General features: G+C 71.3%; 15 protein-coding genes. 12 read left to right on the top strand and 3 right to left on the bottom strand.

Annotated features, from left to right (window positions below; translation table 11 throughout):
- Positions 1 to 29 precede the first annotated feature (29 nt).
- A complete protein-coding gene (locus ACZ59A_RS19270; RefSeq protein ID WP_470960173.1) occupies positions 30 to 3,152 on the top strand; it encodes an AfsR/SARP family transcriptional regulator in 3,123 nt (1,040 codons plus the stop codon).
- Positions 3,153 to 3,335: 183 nt separating this feature from the next.
- Here ACZ59A_RS19270 and ACZ59A_RS19265 read toward each other — a convergent pair whose 3' ends face one another.
- Both ACZ59A_RS19265 and ACZ59A_RS19260 read right to left on the bottom strand, forming a co-directional pair.
- Positions 3,336 to 4,037 (bottom strand): class I SAM-dependent DNA methyltransferase, encoded by a 702-nt coding sequence (locus ACZ59A_RS19265; protein WP_470960171.1) that lies wholly within the window; start codon positions 4,035 to 4,037, stop codon positions 3,336 to 3,338.
- A gap of 43 nt (positions 4,038 to 4,080) precedes the next feature.
- Positions 4,081 to 5,334 carry a YihY/virulence factor BrkB family protein gene (locus ACZ59A_RS19260; protein ID WP_470960170.1) on the bottom strand — a complete coding sequence of 418 codons (1,254 nt, stop codon included), beginning with the start codon at positions 5,332 to 5,334 and terminating at the stop codon, positions 4,081 to 4,083.
- 189 nt (positions 5,335 to 5,523) lie between these two features.
- On the opposite strand from ACZ59A_RS19260, the gene ACZ59A_RS19255 reads away from it, so the two are divergent.
- From ACZ59A_RS19255 to ACZ59A_RS19205, 11 genes are all read left to right on the top strand, one after another.
- Positions 5,524 to 6,057, top strand: coding sequence for a GNAT family N-acetyltransferase (locus ACZ59A_RS19255; RefSeq protein WP_470960168.1), 534 nt, complete (start codon positions 5,524 to 5,526; stop codon positions 6,055 to 6,057).
- Between the two features lie 396 nt (positions 6,058 to 6,453).
- Positions 6,454 to 8,148: a nitrite/sulfite reductase gene (locus ACZ59A_RS19250; protein WP_470960167.1), complete on the top strand. Its 1,695-nt coding sequence runs from the start codon at positions 6,454 to 6,456 to the stop codon at positions 8,146 to 8,148.
- On the top strand, positions 8,145 to 8,330 hold the full coding sequence (locus tag ACZ59A_RS19245; RefSeq protein WP_179937330.1) for a hypothetical protein: 186 nt from the start codon (positions 8,145 to 8,147) through the stop codon (positions 8,328 to 8,330). Before ACZ59A_RS19250 ends, ACZ59A_RS19245 begins: the two co-directional genes overlap by 4 nt.
- Positions 8,327 to 9,028, top strand: a complete 702-nt coding sequence (locus tag ACZ59A_RS19240; protein ID WP_470960165.1) for a phosphoadenylyl-sulfate reductase — start codon at positions 8,327 to 8,329, stop codon at positions 9,026 to 9,028. Before ACZ59A_RS19245 ends, ACZ59A_RS19240 begins: the two co-directional genes overlap by 4 nt.
- Positions 9,028 to 9,600 (top strand): adenylyl-sulfate kinase, encoded by a 573-nt coding sequence (gene cysC, locus ACZ59A_RS19235; protein WP_468047523.1) that lies wholly within the window; start codon positions 9,028 to 9,030, stop codon positions 9,598 to 9,600. The genes ACZ59A_RS19240 and cysC overlap by 1 nt, the downstream gene beginning before the upstream one ends.
- Positions 9,597 to 10,547 (top strand): sulfate adenylyltransferase subunit CysD, encoded by a 951-nt coding sequence (cysD, locus tag ACZ59A_RS19230; RefSeq protein ID WP_470960163.1) that lies wholly within the window; start codon positions 9,597 to 9,599, stop codon positions 10,545 to 10,547. Before cysC ends, cysD begins: the two co-directional genes overlap by 4 nt.
- A gap of 3 nt (positions 10,548 to 10,550) precedes the next feature.
- Positions 10,551 to 11,927, top strand: a complete 1,377-nt coding sequence (locus ACZ59A_RS19225; RefSeq protein WP_470960161.1) for a sulfate adenylyltransferase subunit 1 — start codon at positions 10,551 to 10,553, stop codon at positions 11,925 to 11,927.
- A 209-nt stretch (positions 11,928 to 12,136) separates the two neighbouring features.
- Entirely contained in the window at positions 12,137 to 13,273 is a 1,137-nt protein-coding gene (locus tag ACZ59A_RS19220; RefSeq protein WP_470960159.1) for an aliphatic sulfonate ABC transporter substrate-binding protein, read from the top strand.
- A gap of 54 nt (positions 13,274 to 13,327) precedes the next feature.
- Positions 13,328 to 14,125, top strand: a complete 798-nt coding sequence (locus ACZ59A_RS19215) for an ABC transporter ATP-binding protein (RefSeq protein WP_470960157.1) — start codon at positions 13,328 to 13,330, stop codon at positions 14,123 to 14,125.
- Positions 14,112 to 15,035 (top strand): ABC transporter permease, encoded by a 924-nt coding sequence (locus ACZ59A_RS19210; protein ID WP_470960155.1) that lies wholly within the window; start codon positions 14,112 to 14,114, stop codon positions 15,033 to 15,035. Before ACZ59A_RS19215 ends, ACZ59A_RS19210 begins: the two co-directional genes overlap by 14 nt.
- A gap of 11 nt (positions 15,036 to 15,046) precedes the next feature.
- Positions 15,047 to 15,799 carry a sirohydrochlorin chelatase gene (locus ACZ59A_RS19205; protein WP_470960153.1) on the top strand — a complete coding sequence of 251 codons (753 nt, stop codon included), beginning with the start codon at positions 15,047 to 15,049 and terminating at the stop codon, positions 15,797 to 15,799.
- A gap of 107 nt (positions 15,800 to 15,906) precedes the next feature.
- Here ACZ59A_RS19205 and ACZ59A_RS19200 read toward each other — a convergent pair whose 3' ends face one another.
- Positions 15,907 to 17,127 (bottom strand): S8 family peptidase, encoded by a 1,221-nt coding sequence (locus ACZ59A_RS19200; protein WP_470960150.1) that lies wholly within the window; start codon positions 17,125 to 17,127, stop codon positions 15,907 to 15,909.
- Positions 17,128 to 17,212 lie beyond the last annotated feature (85 nt).

The raw sequence follows: 17,212 nt of genomic DNA, 5'->3' as shown, positions 1-17,212 counted from the left end.
ATCACGAGCGGCGTTGCACGCTCGGTTCGGTGAAAGAGCGCTGTGTGCTCGCCGTGCTGATCCACGCCCGTGGCGAGCCGGTCACCGCGGACGCGCTGATGGAGCGGGTCTGGGACGGTGATCCGCCGCCGACCGGTGTGGACACGCTCCAGAGCTATCTGTCCCGGATACGCGGACGGCTCAGCCAGGCCGTCGGGGACCGGGCGGAGGTCGAGCGGCCGTCCCCGCGGCTGTACCGGCTGCGGTTCGATCCCGAGGACATCGATCTGCTGCACTTCCAGCGGCTGCGCGACGACGCGGGCGCGGCGGCCGCGAGGGGCGAGCGGGAGCGGGCCGTGGGACTGCTGCGGGCCGCCGAGGAGCTGTGGCGGGGCGAGCCGCTGACGGAGTTCACCGGCGCCTGGGCGGCGGCGGCCCGCACCCGGCTGGTCGAGGACCACCGGCGGGTGCGGGAGGAACGGATCCGGATCCAGCTGGAGTTGGGGCAGCACGCGGACCTCATCGGCGAGCTGCGCGAGCTGGCCGCGCAGAACCCGTACGCCCAGAAGGTGAGCGCCTCCCTGATGCTGGCGCTCTACCGCTCCGGCCGGGAGGACGAGGCGCTCATGGTCTACCGGGACGCCCGGCGCCTGCTCCGCGAAGAGCAGGGCAGCGAACCCGGGGCGGAGCTGCGCGCACTGCATCAGGGCATCCTCGATCAGGACAGCGCGCTGCTGGACTACGGCCGCCCGGCGGCGCCCCCGACCGCGCCCCCGGCGGCGCCCCCGGCGGTGCGCGAGGCCGGTAACACGCTGCCGCGCGACGTGCGGGAGTTCACCGGGCGGACGAGCGAATTGCGCATCCTGCTGACCGCGACCGCCCCCGGGGACGACGGCGGGCTGCCCCTCACCGTCATCCACGGCATGCCCGGCGTCGGCAAGACCGCGCTCGCCATCCGCGCCGCGAACGGGCTGTGCGGCGCGTATCCGGCCGGACAGTTCTACGTGGACCTCCACGGCTACGGCGGACAGCAGCCCTGCGACCCCGCCGAGGCGCTCGCGGACCTGCTGCACGCCTCCGGCGCGCCCGGGCCGCTCCCCCACACGCTCGACGAACGCGCGGCCAGGTGGCGGGCCTGGACCGCCCGCCACCGGGTGCTCGTCCTCCTCGACAACGCCCGCGACGCCGCCCAGGTCGGCCCGCTGCTGCCGGGCTCCCCCCGTTGCCGCGCGATCGTCACCAGCCGCAACCGGCTGGTCGGGCTGAACGGCGCCACCTCGCTCCATCTGGACGTCCTCTCCGAGGCGGAGGCCATCGCGCTCTTCACCCGGATCGCGGGCCCCGCCCGGCTGGCCGCCTCCCCTTCCGCCTCCGCCTCCGACGCCGAAGCCCTGCGGCGCGTGGTGGCCGCGTGCGGCTGCCACCCGCTCGCCGTCCAGCTGCTCGCCAGCCGCTTCCGGCACCGGGACGCCTGGGACCTGCACCACCTCCTCGACCTGCTGGCGGAAGCCATCGACCCGCTGGACGAGTTCGACCCCGCGGTGGCGTCGGCCTTCCAGCTCTCGTACGCCGAACTCAGCACCCCCGCGCAGCGCCTGTTCCGCAGGCTCGCCCTGCACACCGGCCCCGACCTCACCCTCCGCGCGGCCACCGCGCTCGCCGGACCGGAGCCCGCGCCACGGATCCGGCGGGTGGTCGAAGAGCTGCTGGACAGCCATCTGCTGGAGGAATCGGTGAGCGACCGCTACCGGTTCCACGACCTCGGCCGCGCGTTCGGCCTCCAGATCTGTGCCCGGGAGGAGCCCGAGCCCGCCCGCCACGAGGCCGTCGAGCGGCTGCTCGGCTACTACCTCACCGCCGCCCACCGCGCCGACCGCCTCGTCCATCCGCATCGGCGGCCACAGCCGCCCGGACCGCCTCAGGAGTCCCCGTACGCGCCCGAGTTCGCCGATGCCGACGAGGCGGGCGTGTGGCTCACCCTGGAGCGCGCCAACCTGCTGGCCGCGGCCCGCGCCGCGCCCGCCCGCTCCCCCTCGTACGCGGCCCTCTTCCCGCACGTCCTGGCGGGCGCGCTGAAGACCTGGGGGACCTGGGACATCGCCGCCGAGCTGTACGGCGCCGCCCTGACCGTCCTGCGCACCCGCGGCGACCGGCCCGCCCTCGCCAGGACGCTCGTGGAACGCGCGGAGGTGCTCGCCCAGAAGCGCCACGACGAGGCCCAGCGCTGCGCCACCGAGGCGCTGATCCTCTTCCGCGGCCTGCGCGATCCGCACGGCTGCGCCGACGCCCTCCTCCAGTCCGGCCGCGCCCATCTCGCCGCGGGCCACGGCGAGATGGCCCTACGGGTCCTGGACCGGGCCATCGGGCGCTACCGGCAGGTCGGCGACAGCGGCGGGGAGGCGGACTGCCTCAACACCCAGGGCGCGGCGCTGCACATCGCGGGCCGGTACGGCGAAGCGCTGGACCGGGTACGGGCCGTACTCGGCGTCCAGGAAGCGCTCGGCAACCTCCAAGGGCAGGCCAAGGCGCTCAACAACCTGGGCGAACTCCACTACCTCCGAGGGCGCTACGACGACGCCCGCGCCCACTACGAGCGGTCCCGCACCCTGGCGCGGCAGTTCGGCGGCCGTCAGGAGCTGGCCATCCTCGACACCAACCTCGGCCGGGTGCACCAGGCCACCGGGGACACCGCCCTGGCGCTGAGGTGTTTCCGCCACGCCCTCGACAGCCACCGGGCGGGCGGCGACACCCTCGGCGAGGCGAACGTGCTGATCAGCATGGGGACCGCGTACGCCGAAAGCGGCCGCACGGACGAGGCGTTACGCCACTTCGATGCCGCGGACCGGGCGGCCCGCAGCATCGACAACGCGTACGAACGGCAGCGGGCGCTCATCGGCACGGCCGACGCCCACCACCGCTCGGGCCACCTGGCCACCGCCACCGAGGTCTACCGGCAGGCGCTGGACCTGGCCCAGGGCATCGGCTTCCCGCTCGGCTGCGCCCACGCCCTCGCGGGCCTGGCCCGTACGGCGCTGTCCGCCGCGGACGGGGAGAACGCCCACCACCACGGCGGGCGGGCGATCACCCTGTACGAGCGACTGGGAGCGGAGGCCGAGGCGGAGCGATTGCGGTGTCTTCTCGCTTCACCACATCCACTGCGAGGGTGCGGCTGAAGCCGCCGACGCCAGTGTCATGACGAATACGGCCGTGGCAGCCATGACGACGGAAACGCGCCTTGCATTGGACACAAGACCCCTCTGCGGGAGCTGAGTTACAGGGACAGGACACCTTGATCCACAAGGCGGCGCCTGAACATAGCACCCGTTTGCAGCAGCACCTAACGGCATATGCCCAGGTCAAGTGCCCTTGCGCCACACCATCGCCACGGACACCGGGTGGTGGCGGAAACGCTCCCATTTCGGCTTCACGGCCAGCCACCGCTCGTCCACCACGCCCTCCCGCATCTCGGCGAGTGTCCAGCCCGCGCCCAGCCCCGCCGTGATGTGGTCGCTGAGCAGATGGACATGTGTGCTGATGGCGACCGACTCGCCCGTGCCGCTGGTGAAGTGGGTCGGCATGCCCGTGGCCATGATGAAATGCGGGTGGAAGGCCACCACGACACACGCCGCGCCGGGCTCCGCGAGCCGCCACGCCTCGTCGTAGAACGGGCGCAGCTCGGGCAGGTGTTCATCGATGAGCGAGGCGATGACGAGGTCGTACGCGCCCGTGTCGAGGCCGGTGGCGCGGACGTCGCCCTCGATCAGGTGGTCGTGGACGCCACGGGTACGGGCGCGGGCGAGCATTTCGGGGGTGAGGTCGACGCCGTCGATCGCGGCCACCCCGCTCCGCCGCAGCCAGGCGCCGGTGCGGCCGGTGCCGCAGCCGAGGTCGGCGGCGCGGCGGACGGAGCCCCAGGGGAGTCCGGTGAGTTCGTCGAGGAGGGCGAGGTCCATCACGTCCTCGACGCTCTGCTCGTAGGTCTCGACCCACTGTCCGTAGCCGGTGGCGACGTCCACCATGCGGTAACCACGCGTGTCGAAGTCCGAGAAGGAAACCATGCGTCGCAGTATCGGGGGCCTCGGGGACGCGGCGCGACGCGTTTTACGCCGGGGGCGCCCCGTCCCGTGTGGCGCCGTCCTCGGCGGCCCTGACGTCGGGGCGCCTGACCTCGGGATGCTCGGAGGGCTCGGAGGTCTCGGAGGGCGCAGAGGACTCGGGGGGCTTGGGCTCAGTGGACTCCGTCGGCTTCGGCTCGCGCTTGCCGTGGTGGTGCAGCCGACTCCGTATGTCGGCGTGGGGCAGGAACTGGGCCCAGCGCTCGGGGAACTCCGACGGCGGGGTGCTCTCGGCTGATCCGTCGTCGGCCGTGCGCTGGTCCTTGGCGCGCTCCAGGGCCACCTGTTCCCGGGTCCATGCCTCCCGCTGGGCGCGCCCGGCGGCGGTGGCCACCGAGGGCCACACCCGATCGATGGCGGCGTTGACGGCCGCGCCGACGAGCACCGCGAAGGCGGACACGCCGATCCAGAGCAGGACGGCCACGGGCGCCGCCAGCGATCCGTAGATCGTGGGGCCCTCCACGGTGTGGATGAGGTAGATCCGCAGCAGGAAGCTGCCGAGCACCCACATGGTGAGCGCCACGAGCGCCCCCGGGATGTCCTCCCGCCAGGCCGAGCGCACCGGCACCGACACGTGGTAGAGCGTGGTGAGGAAGGCCACGGACAGCAGGATCACGGTGGGCCAGTACAGGAACCGCACGAGAGTGGCGCTGGACGGCACGAGGTCCACCACGGTCTCCGGGCCGATGACCATCAGCGGCAGCGCCACCGCCCCGATGACGAGGGCCACCAGGTAGAGGTTGAAGGCGAGCAGCCGGGTCCGGACGATGCCGCGGCGCCCCTCCAGCCCGTACATGATGGTGATGGTGTCCACGAACACGTTGACCGCGCGGGAGCCGGACCACAGCGCGATGCCGAAGCCGATCGAGATGACATCGGGGCGGCCGCCCTCGATGACGTCGTCCAGGAGCGGCCGGGCGATCTCCTTGACGCCCTTGTCGGAGAGCACGGTGCCCGACGCGTCGAGGATGTTCTGCCGGATGGTGGCCACGGTGTCGGTGTCGGTCCACGCGTCGAAGTAGCCGAGCAGCCCGATCAGGCCGAGCAGCAGCGGTGGCAGCGACAGCAGGGTGAAGAAGGCGGCCTCGGCGGCGAGGCCGGTGACCCGGTACTCCATGCACGAGTTGATGGTGTCCTTCAGCAGCAGCCAGGCCATCCTGCGCTTGGACACGTTGCGGTACATGGCGCGGGCCTTGTTCAGCCGCCCGGACGGCTTCGGGATGTCTTCTGCTGGCTGCACGCCCCAACCGTATCGGCCGCTCTTCGGGGTGGCTGACACGTCACCCGTGCTCACGGCCGGAAAACGCGTCGGCGGAGGGGACGCCGCGCCGACTCGGCACCGCCCTCCGCCGCTGCGGACACTGTCGCGCCCGGATCGGCGGGCGGCAAAGGTTGCGTCGCGTTGCACGATCCATGGTTGGCTTTCCCCATGGCCATCGATGTGACCACCTGGTCCCTGGAGCAGACCTCGTCCGCGGACCTCTGTGCGGCGCGGGAACCCGCGGCCGAGGCGGGGGTGCGGATCGTCCGGGCCGAGGTGCCGAGCCCCGCGTTCAGCCGCTTCCTCTACACGGCCGTCGGCGCGGACAACGACTGGACCGACCGGCTGGAGTGGCCGCCCGAGCAGTGGCTCGCGTTCCTGGACCGGCCCGGGGCGGAAACCTGGGTAGCCTACGAGCGCGGCACCCCGGCCGGGTACATCGAGCTGGACCCGCAGGACGCGGGCGTCGTGGAGATCGCGTACTTCGGGCTGCTGCCCGCCTTCCGGGGCCGCCGCATCGGCGGACACCTGCTGACCTGGGGCGTCCGCCGCGCCTGGGACCTGGCCGACCGCTGGCCCGCCGTGCCGCCGACCAAGCGGGTGTGGGTGCACACGTGCAGCAAGGACGGGCCGTACGCGCTGGACAACTACCGCCGCCGGGGCTTCCGGGTCTTCGACGTCAAGACCGAGACAGAAGGGTGACCAACCCCACACCGTCCCACAGAACGAGACTGAGACGTCCGAATACTGGACAACGGTGGACTCGCCGAAGAGGGGCGTGCCACGCTTCCCTCATGTCTCGAGCTGGAATTGCCTTGGTGAGTCGACGCCACGTCGACCTCGGCCGCATGTCCAGCGCGATCTGTCCGGCGCGCTGACGCACTCAGCAGGGCCGGATCGGCCCCCCGGACAGCCTCCCCGCACTTCCCGCCGCCCCCGATGACGTGGGCGAGCGCGCACGCCTCGACACCTCCCTGTCGTCACCCACCCGCACCGGTATCCGCCGCAGCGCCGTGCCCGCCTGCGTTCCTGCGCAGGTCAGAGCGTGCGCGCGAGATCATCCGCCGCACCGAGTCGCTCAGAAGGACACCCACCGCCATGCCCGCCACACCGGAACGCGCAGCAGCCACGCCCCGCCGTAAGGCCGGACGCCATCGCGGCGAAGGCCAGTGGGCCGCGGGTCACTTCACCCCGCTCAACGGCAACGAGCAGACCAAGAAGGACGACGACGGTCTCAACGTGCGGACACGCATTGAGACGATCTACGCCCACCGTGGTTTCGACTCGATCGACGGTGCCGACCTGCGCGGCCGGATGCGCTGGTGGGGCCTGTACACCCAGCGCAAGCCCGGGATCGACGGCGGCAAGACCGCGATCCTGGAGCCGGAGGAGCTGGACGACGAGCACTTCATGATGCGGGTCCGCATCGACGGCGGGCGGCTGACCACCGAGCAGCTGCGGGTCGTCGGCGAGATCTCGGAGGAGTTCGCGCGCGGCACCGCCGACATCACCGACCGGCAGAACGTCCAGTACCACTGGATCCGGATCGAGGACGTGCCCGAGATCTGGAAGCGGCTGGAAGCCGTCGGGCTGTCGACCACCGAGGCGTGCGGCGACACCCCCCGCGTGATCATCGGCTCCCCGGTCGCCGGGATCGCCGAGGACGAGATCATCGACGGCACCCCCGCCATCGAGGAGATCCACCGGCGCTACATCGGCAGCAAGGAGTTCTCCAACCTGCCGCGCAAGTTCAAGACCGCGGTCTCCGGCTCCCCGGTGCTCGACGTCGTGCACGAGATCAACGACGTCGCGTTCGTCGGCGTGCGCCACCCCGAGCACGGCCCCGGCTTCGACCTGTGGGTCGGCGGCGGGCTGTCCACCAACCCCAAGATCGGCGTCCGGCTCGGCGCCTGGGTGTCGCTGGAGGACGTACCCGAAGTCTGGGCCGGAGTCGTCTCGATCTTCCGTGACTACGGCTACCGGCGGCTGCGCACCCGCGCCCGGCTGAAGTTCCTGGTCGCCGACTGGGGCCCGGAGAAGTTCCGCCAGGTGCTGGAGGACGAGTACCTGAAGCGCCCGCTGGCCGACGGCCCGCCGCCCGCGGACCCCGTCCAGCGGTGGCGCGACCACGTGGGCGTCCACCGTCAGCAGGACGGCCGCTACTACGTCGGCTTCGCGCCGCGCGTCGGCCGGGTGGACGGGGCGACCCTCACCAAGATCGCCGAGCTGGCCGAGGCCCATGGCTCCGGGCGGCTGACCACCACCGTCGAGCAGAAGATGATCGTGCTCGACGTGGCCGAGGACCAGGTCGAGTCGCTGGTCTCCGGGCTGAAGGCGCTGGACCTCCAGGTCAAGCCGTCCCCGTTCCGGCGCGGCACGATGGCCTGCACGGGCATCGAGTTCTGCAAGCTCGCCATCGTCGAGACCAAGGGGCGCGGCTCCTGGCTCATCGACGAGCTGGAGCGGCGGATGCCCGAGTTCGACGAGCCGGTCACCATCAACCTCAACGGCTGCCCGAACGCCTGCGCCCGCATCCAGGTCGCGGACATCGGCCTCAAGGGCCAGCTGGTCATGGACGCGAACGGCGAGCAGGTCGAGGGCTACCAGGTGCACCTGGGCGGCGCGCTGGGCCTGGAGGCGGGCTTCGGCCGCAAGGTGCGCGGTCTGAAGGTCACCGCCGACGAGCTCCCGGACTACATCGAGCGCGTACTGCGCCGCTTCGAGGAGGAGCGCGAGGAGGGCGAGCGGTTCGCCACCTGGGCGGGGCGTGCGAGTGAGGATGCTCTCAAATGAGCGAGCGCGCCGCGCCGTTCTACTGCCCGTACTGCGGGGACGAGGACCTGCGGCCTTCCGAGGAAGGCCACGGGTCCTGGGAATGCGCGTCCTGCAATCGGGCGTTCCGTCTGGCGTTCCTCGGGCTGCTGGCCAAGGGCCTGCGGCGCGACCAAGCCGGAGAAGGGGACACATCGATATGACCCAGCTTCAGCAGCACACCGACCTCGAAGCGCTCGCCGCCCAGGCGGGCCGCGACCTTGAAGACGCCTCGGCGCTCGACATCCTGCGCTGGGCGGCCGACACGTTCGGGCCCCGGTTCTGCGTCACCTCCTCGATGGAGGACGCGGTGGTGGCCCACCTCGCCTCCCGGGTGTTCCCCGGTGTCGATGTGGTGTTCCTCGACACCGGTTACCACTTCCCGGAGACCATCGGCACCCGCGACGCGGTGGCGGCCGTGATGGACGTCAACGTCATCAGCCTCACCCCGCGGCAGACGGTGGCCGAGCAGGACGCCGAGTACGGGCCGAAGCTGCACGACCGCAACCCCGACCTGTGCTGCGCCCTCCGCAAGGTGCAGCCGCTGGAGGAGGGGCTGAAGGAATACGACGCGTGGGCCACCGGGCTGCGCCGCGACGAGTCCCCGACCCGGGCGAACACCCCGGTCGTCAGCTGGGACGAGCGGCGGCGGAAGGTGAAGATCGCACCGATAGCCCGCTGGACGCAGGCCGACGTGGACCGTTACGTCGCTGAGCAGGGTGTACTGACCAATCCCCTACTCATGGACGGATATCCTTCCGTCGGCTGCGCGCCCTGCACCCGTCGGGTGCTGGAGGGCGAGGACGCCCGGTCGGGCCGCTGGGCGGGGAGCAACAAGACGGAATGCGGACTGCACGGCTGATGGCTGTCGACCAGGAGAACGAGATGAGCGCGCCGATACACACCGGGGCCACCGTGTGGCTGACCGGGCTGCCGAGCGCCGGAAAGACGACAATCGCGTACGCGCTCGCGGAGCGGCTGCGCGGCGAGGGCCACCGGGTGGAGGTGCTGGACGGCGACGAGATCCGCGAGTTCCTCTCCGCCGGGCTCGGCTTCTCGCGCGAGGACCGGCACACCAATGTGCAGCGGATCGGCTTCGTCGCCGAGCTGCTGGCCTCCAACGGGGTCAAGGTGCTGGTGCCGGTCATCGCGCCGTTCGCGGACAGCCGTGAGGCGGTGCGCAAGCGCCACCAGACCGAGGGCACCGCGTATCTGGAGGTGCACGTCGCCACGCCGGTCGAGGTGTGCTCCGAGCGCGACGTCAAGGGGCTGTACGCGAAGCAGGCGGCGGGCCAGATCAAGGGGCTGACCGGGGTGGACGACCCGTACGAGGCCCCGGCCGACCCGGATCTGCGGATCGCGGCGCATGAGCAGGGTGTGCAGGAGTCGGCGGCGGCATTGCGAACGCTTCTGAGCGAGAGGGGACTGGCATGACGACCGTGGCTCCGATCAATGGAACCGGATCCGGTGCGGACGAGGGCGACCTCTACGCGCTCTCCCACCTGGACGCGCTGGAGTCCGAGGGGGTGCACATCTTCCGCGAGGTGGCGGGCGAGTTCGAGCGGCCGGTGATCCTGTTCTCCGGCGGCAAGGACTCCATCGTCATGCTGCACCTGGCGCTGAAGGCGTTCGCGCCGGCGCCGGTGCCGTTCTCGCTGCTGCACGTGGACACCGGGCACAACTTCCCCGAGGTCATCGAGTACCGGGACCGCACCGTCGCCGAGCACGGGCTGCGGCTGCACGTGGCGTCCGTACAGGAGTTCATCGACGCCGGGCGGCTGCGGGAGCGCCCGGACGGCACCCGTAACCCGCTGCAGACCGTGCCGCTGCTGGACGCCATCGACAAGAACCGCTTCGACGCGGTGTTCGGCGGTGGCCGCCGGGACGAGGAGAAGGCGCGCGCCAAGGAGCGGGTGTTCTCGCTGCGGGACGAGTTCGGCGGCTGGGACCCGCGCCGTCAGCGCCCCGAGCTGTGGCAGCTGTACAACGGCCGCCACTCCCCCGGTGAGCACGTCCGCGTCTTCCCGCTGTCCAACTGGACCGAGCTGGACGTGTGGCAGTACATCGAGCGCGAGAAGATCGAGCTTCCGCAGATCTACTACGCGCACGAGCGCGAGGTGTTCCGGCGCGGCGGCATGTGGCTGGCCCCCGGTGAGTGGGGCGGCCCGAAGGACGACGAGACGGTGGAGCGGCGCCAGGTGCGCTACCGCACGGTGGGCGACATGTCCTGCACCGGTGCCGTCGAGTCGGACGCGGTCACGATCGAGCAGGTCATCGATGAGATCGCGGCGTCCCGCCTGACCGAGCGGGGTGCGACGCGCGCCGACGACAAGCTGTCGGAAGCCGCGATGGAGGACCGGAAGCGCGAGGGGTACTTCTAAGCCATGACGAGCAATCTCAGTGCCGAGGAGCAGGCCGTGGTGGCCGCGGTGGAGCAGTCCGCGGCCTCCTCCCAGCTGCGCTTCGCGACCGCCGGTTCGGTGGACGACGGCAAGTCGACCCTCGTCGGGCGGCTGCTGCACGACTCCAAGTCGGTGCTGGCCGACCAGCTGGAGGCGGTCGAGCACGCATCGCGCAGCCGTGGCCAGGAGGCCCCGGACCTGGCGCTGCTGACCGACGGGCTGCGGGCGGAGCGCGAGCAGGGCATCACCATCGATGTCGCCTACCGCTACTTCGCCACCCCGCGGCGGCGGTTCATCCTCGCCGACACCCCGGGCCATGTGCAGTACACCCGCAACATGGTCACCGGAGCCTCCACCGCGGAGCTTGCGGTGGTCCTGGTGGACGCGCGCAACGGCGTGGTGGAGCAGACCCGGCGGCATGCCGCGGTCGCCGCCCTGCTGCGGGTCCCGCACGTCGTCCTCGCCGTCAACAAGATGGACCTGGTGGACTACGCGGAGCCGGTGTTCGCCGCGATCGCCGAGGAGTTCACGACGTACGCGGCCTCGCTGGGCGTCCCCGAGATCACCGCGATCCCGATCTCGGCGCTGGCCGGGGACAACGTGGTGACCGCGTCCGCGAACATGGACTGGTACGGCGGGCCGACCGTGCTGGAGCACCTGGAGACGGTGCCGGTGGGCACCGACCCGTCGCAGGACCCGGCGCGCTTCCCGGTGCAGTTCGTGATCCGTCCGCAGAGCGCCGAGCACCCCGACTACCGCGGCTACGCGGGCCAGGTGGCCTCCGGTGTGCTGCGGGTCGGGGACGAGGTGACGGTGCTGCCGTCCGGCCGTACGAGCACCATCACCGGGATCGACGTGCTGGGCCAGTCCGCCGAGCAGGCGTGGGCCCCGCAGTCGGTGACGATCGAGCTCGCCGACGACCTCGACATCTCGCGCGGCGATGTGCTCGCCCCGAGCGCCTACGCGCCCACCGCCACCCAGGACGTCGAGGCGACCGTCTGCCATCTGCACGACGAGCCGCTGCGGGTCGGGGACCGGGTGCTGCTCAAGCACACCACCCGGACGGTGAAGGCGATCGTCAAGGACATCCCGGACCGGCTGACGCTCGCCGACCTGTCGCACCACCCGGCGCCGGGTGAGCTGGCCGCCAACGACATCGGCCGCGTCGTCCTGCGGACGTCGGAGCCGCTGGCGCTGGACGCGTACGCCGCCTCCCGCCGCACCGGGTCCTTCCTGCTGATCGACCCGGCGGACGGCACGACGCTGACCGCGGGCATGGCGGGCGACTCGTTCGCCGAGCAGGCGCCGGCCGCGGATGACGCGGACGGCGCGGGCGACGACGACGGGTGGGATTTCTGACCATGGCCGGTGAGGTGTTCTCGACGTTCGCGAAGGAGGGCGGCCGCGTAGGCAGCGGCGCCCGGGGCAGTGGCCAGGGCGGAGTCGGGCGATGTGTGCGCTGACGCGCACCCCCGCCGCTCTGCCGTCCCACCCCCTACGTAGACCGTCTGAACTGCCGGGCGTCCCATGACATCGGGCCGCCCGGCCCTCCGAGAGGAACACCTTCCGTGTCGTCTGCCGCTCCCGGGGCCATAGCGCCCTCGCGCCGCCGCCGTACCTCCCGCCTGCTGGCGGCCTCCGCCGTCCTCCCGCTGCTGATCGGCTCCCTCGGCGCCTGCGGCTACGGCTCGAAGAAGACCGACGACGCACCGAAGGTGGCGGCGAAGGGCAAGAAGCTCGACGGCCTCGACGATGTGAAGGTCGGCTACTTCGCCAACGTCACCCACGCCACCCCGATGGTCGACCGCCAGGAAGGTCTGATCCAGAAGGAGCTGGGCGGCACGAAGGTCAAGCCGTTCATCTTCAACGCGGGCCCCTCCGAGATCGAGGCGCTCAACGCGAAGTCCATCGACATCGGCTGGATCGGCCCCTCCCCCGCCATCAACGGCTACACCAAGTCCGGCGGCCAGAACCTCAAGATCATCTCGGGTTCGACGTCCGGTGGCGTGTCGCTCGTGGTCAACCCGGACAAGATCAAGTCCGTCAACGACCTCAAGGGCAAGACCATCGCGACGCCGCAGAAGGGCAACACGCAGGACGTGGCCCTTCTCAACTACCTTGCCGAAAAGGGCTACAAGGTCGACCCGCAGACCGGCAAGGGCGAGGTGAACGTCCTCCGGCAGGACAACAAGGAAATCCCGACGACCTTCAAGACGGGCGGTGTGGACGGCGCGTGGGTGCCCGAGCCGACCGCGTCGAAGATCGTCTCCCAGGGCGGCAAGGTGCTGCTGGACGAGAAGAAGCTGTGGAAGGACGGCAAGTTCGTCATCACGAACATGATCGTCTCCCAGAAGTTCCTCAAGGAGCACCCGAAGGTCGTCGAGGCGGTGCTGCGCGGCTCGGTGAAGACCAACGCCTGGATCAAGTCCCACCCGGACAAGGCCGCCCAGGACATCAACGCCTCGCTGAAGCAGATCTCCGGCAGCGACCTGCCCCCCAACGTGCTCGACCCGGCGTTCAAGAACATCGACGTCACCAATGACCCGCTGGCCCCGACGCTCCAGGACGAGGCGCGGCACGCGGTCAAGGCGGGTCTGCTGGAGAAGCCCCGGCTCAAGGGCATCTACGACCTCACGCTGCTCAACAAGGTGCTCAAGGCCCAGGGCGAGCCGGAGGTCGACTCCGCCGGACTCGGCAGCAAGTAGGGCCTCGCCGCCTTGGATCCCGTCAGCAAACGCAGTCCTCAGGAGGTGACGGCCATGACCGCTACGCTCACCCAGAAGAAGCCCGTCGAGAAGAATGGCACGGGTACCCATGCCGCGCGTTTCGACCACGTGTCGAAGTCGTTCGGCCGCCCCGGCGCACAGCAGCTGGTGCTGGACGACATCACGCTCGATGTCGCACCAGGAGAGTTCGTCTGCCTCCTGGGGGCCTCGGGGTGTGGCAAGTCCACGCTCCTCAACCTGGTCGCCGGTCTCGACAAGCCGACCGGCGGCAGCATCGACGTCCCGGGCGGACGGCCCGCCCTGATGTTCCAGGAGCACGCGCTCTTCCCGTGGCTCACCGCGGGCAAGAACATCGAACTCGCGCTGCGCATGCGCGGCGTGCCGCGCGGCGAGCGGCGCGACGAGGCCGAGCGGCTGCTGGAGCTGGTACGGCTGAAGGGCGCGTACGGCAAGCGGGTGCACGAGCTGTCCGGCGGCATGCGGCAGCGGGTCGCGATGGCCCGCGCGCTGGCGCAGGACAGCCGGCTGCTGCTGATGGACGAGCCGTTCGCCGCGCTCGACGCCATCACCCGCGATGTGCTGCACGACGAGCTGACCCGCATCTGGCGCGAGACCAACCTGTCCGTCCTCTTCGTCACGCACAACGTGCGCGAGGCGGTCCGGCTCGCCCAGCGCGTGGTCCTGATGTCCTCCCGGCCCGGGCGCATCGCCCGCGAGTGGGACGTCGAGATGCCGCAGCCGCGCCGGATCGAGGACGCGGCCGTCGCCGACCTGTCCGTCGAGATCACCGAACAGCTCCGTGGGGAGATTCGCCGACATGGCCAGCACTGAGGCCCAGCAGGACGCCTCCGTAAAGACCCCGGCCGACGCCGAGGAGGCCCCCGACCAGCTGGCGGGGCTCGAAGCGGGCCTGGACGCCCTGGAGACCCGGACCAAGGACCGGGTGCCGGTCAGCCGGGTACTGCTCGACAAGGTCCTGCCGCCGGTCGTCGCCATCGTGATCGTGGTGGCGCTCTGGCAGCTCGCCTACACCCTGGAGCTGAAGCCGCACTACCAGCTGCCCAGCCCGGCCGACGTCGGCCACTCGCTGCAGGAGAAGTGGCTGGACGGCACACTGCTGGGCTATGTGTGGCACAGCATCTCGCGTGGCGCGCTCGGCTTCGCCGCCTCGCTGGTCATCGGCACGCCGCTGGGCCTGCTGGTGGCGCGTGTGCGGTTCGTACGGGCGGCCATCGGCCCGATCCTGTCCGGCCTCCAGTCGCTTCCGTCGGTCGCCTGGGTGCCGGCCGCGATCATCTGGTTCGGGCTGACCGACTCCACTATCTACGCGGTGGTGCTGCTCGGCGCGGTCCCCTCGATCGCCAACGGCCTGGTCTCCGGCGTCGACCGGATCCCGCCGCTGTACCTGCGCGCGGGCCGTACGATCGGCGCGACCGGCATCGCGGGAATCCGGCACATCCTGCTCCCGGCCGCGCTGCCCGGCTACATCGCGGGGCTCAAGCAGGGCTGGGCGTTCTCCTGGCGCTCCCTGATGGCCGCCGAACTCATCGCCACCTCACCCGACCTGGGCACCGGCCTCGGCCAGCTCCTCGACCAGGCCCGCGTGGACCAGGACATGTCCCTCGTGCTCGCCGCCATCCTGCTCATCCTCGTCGTCGGTATCGGCATCGAGCTGCTGATCTTCGCGCCGATCGAGCGGCGGGTGCTGCGCAGCCGAGGCCTGCTCGCGAACGCGCGCTGAACGGAACCACCATGTCTGCCCCGACCCTCCTCATCGTCGCCCACGGCAGCCGCGATCCCCGCCACGCGGCGACCGTCGGCGCGCTGTGCGCACGCGTGCGGTCGCTGCGGCCGGGGCTGCGCGTCGAACCGTCCTTCCTGGAGTTCAACGCACCACGGGTGGGCCAGGTCCTGGACCGGCTCGCCGCGGAGGGGGCGGACGAGGTCATCGCCCTCCCCCTCCTGCTGACCCGCGCCTTCCACGCGAAGGCCGACATCCCGGCGGTCCTGCGCGAGGCCACGGCCCGCCACCCCCGCCTGGCCGTCCGCCAGGCCGACGTACTGGGCCCCTCGCCACTTCTCGTGGCGGCCCTGGAACACCGCCTGTACGAGGCCGGTCTGCGCCCCGCCGACCGGCACCGGACGGGCATCGTCCTGGCCTCGGCGGGCTCCACCGACCCGGAGGCGATCGCGGTGATCGCTGAAATCGCGCGGGAGTGGCGGCACACCGGATGGTGCGCCGTGCGACCCGCGTTCGCCTCCGCCTCCCTCCCCCGCACCGAGGACGCGGTCCGCGCCCTGCGCGCCGAGGGCGTCGACCGGGTGGCCGTGGCCCCGTACGTCATCGCCCCCGGCCGCCTCCCCGACCGCATCGCCCACGGCGCCGAGGCGGCGGGCGCGGACACCCTGGCCGACGTCCTCGGCCCGGCCCCCGAGCTGGCCCGCCTGCTGCTGACCCGCTACGACGAGTCCCGCACGGCGCGGCCCGCTCTGCTCACCGCCTGAAGAAGTCCGGGTAGCCCGCGAGCAGTCGCGCGCCGTCGACGCGCGACCGGCCGCCGTGCCCAGTGGGGTGGACACGACGGCCGGGTATCAGGTGCGTCGTATGGGACTTACTCGACGACCTTCAGCAGCTTGTTCGGGGTGCCCTCGCTCGGGTTGGAGATCTTGTCGGCGGTGGCACCGTCGGTGAGCGCCTTCGCCACGTCGGCGGGCTTGGCGTCCTGGTGGCCGCTCAGGTAGACGGCGGCGGCGCCCACGACGTGCGGGGTGGCCATCGACGTACCGGAGATGGTGTTGGTGGCGTCGTCGCCGGTGTTCCAGTCGGAGGTGATGTCCGAGCCGGGGGCGTAGATGTCGACGACCTTGCCGAAGTTGGAGAAGTCGGACTGCTCGTCGGCGTCGGTGCTGGAGGCGACGGTGATCGCGTCCTCGACCCGGGCGGGCGAGCTTTCGCTCGCGTCGGCCGACTCGTTTCCGGCCGCGACGGCGAAGGTGACACCGGAGTCGATGGCCTTCTGCACGGCCGCGTCCAGGGCCTCGTCGGGGGTGCCGCCGAGGCTCATGTTGGCGACGGACGGGCCCTTGTGGTTCTTGGTGACCCAGTCGATGCCGGACACGACCTGCTCGGTGGTGCCCGAGCCCTGGTCGTCCAGGACTCTCACGGCCACGACCTTGGCCTTCTTGGCCACGCCGTGGTCGGTACCGGCGATGGTGCCCGCGACATGGGTGCCGTGGCCGTTGCCGTCGTCGGCGTCCTCGTCGTTGTCTACGGCGTCGAAGCCGGAGGTGACGCGGCCGCCGAAGTCCTTGTGGGAGGCGCGGACCCCGGTGTCGATGACGTACGCGGTGACACCCTCACCCGCGCTGTCCGGGTAGGTGTACTTCTTGTCGCCCTTGGTGTCGTCCTGGTCGATCCGGTCCAGGCCCCAGGACGGCGGGTCCGCCTGGGTGGTCTTGATGGAGTAGCGGTGGTTCTGGACGACCTTGGCCACCGACGGGTCGGCGGCCAGCCGCTTGGCCTCGGTCTCGTTGAGGCTGGTGGCGGAGAAGCCGTTGACGGCGGAGTCGTAGCTGCGGCGCAGCTTGCCACCGTACTGCTCGGCCAGGTCCTCGCCCTGGGCGGCGGCCTTGACGGTCTTTCCGCCCTTGAGCATGACGATGTAGCTGCCGTCGACGGCGTTCTTCGCCTGCGTGCCGTAGACGGTGCCCTCGGCGGGCTTCGCGGTAGCGGCTCCGGCCGGTACGGCCACGAAGGCACCGGCGGTGATGGCACCCGCCGCGGCTATCGCCAGAGTGAGTCGACGCGCGTTGCGCTGCTTGTGTACTGCCATGACGAGGGATCCTCCTCGTGCGGTTGTGGGGGGATTTCGCACCCGGTGTTTTCACACGCGGACACGGTGGCGCCGGAGCGTGTTC

The organism is Streptomyces sp. NPDC040405 (assembly GCF_055595765.1).
This window is presented reverse-complemented; position numbering and strand designations above follow the sequence as displayed.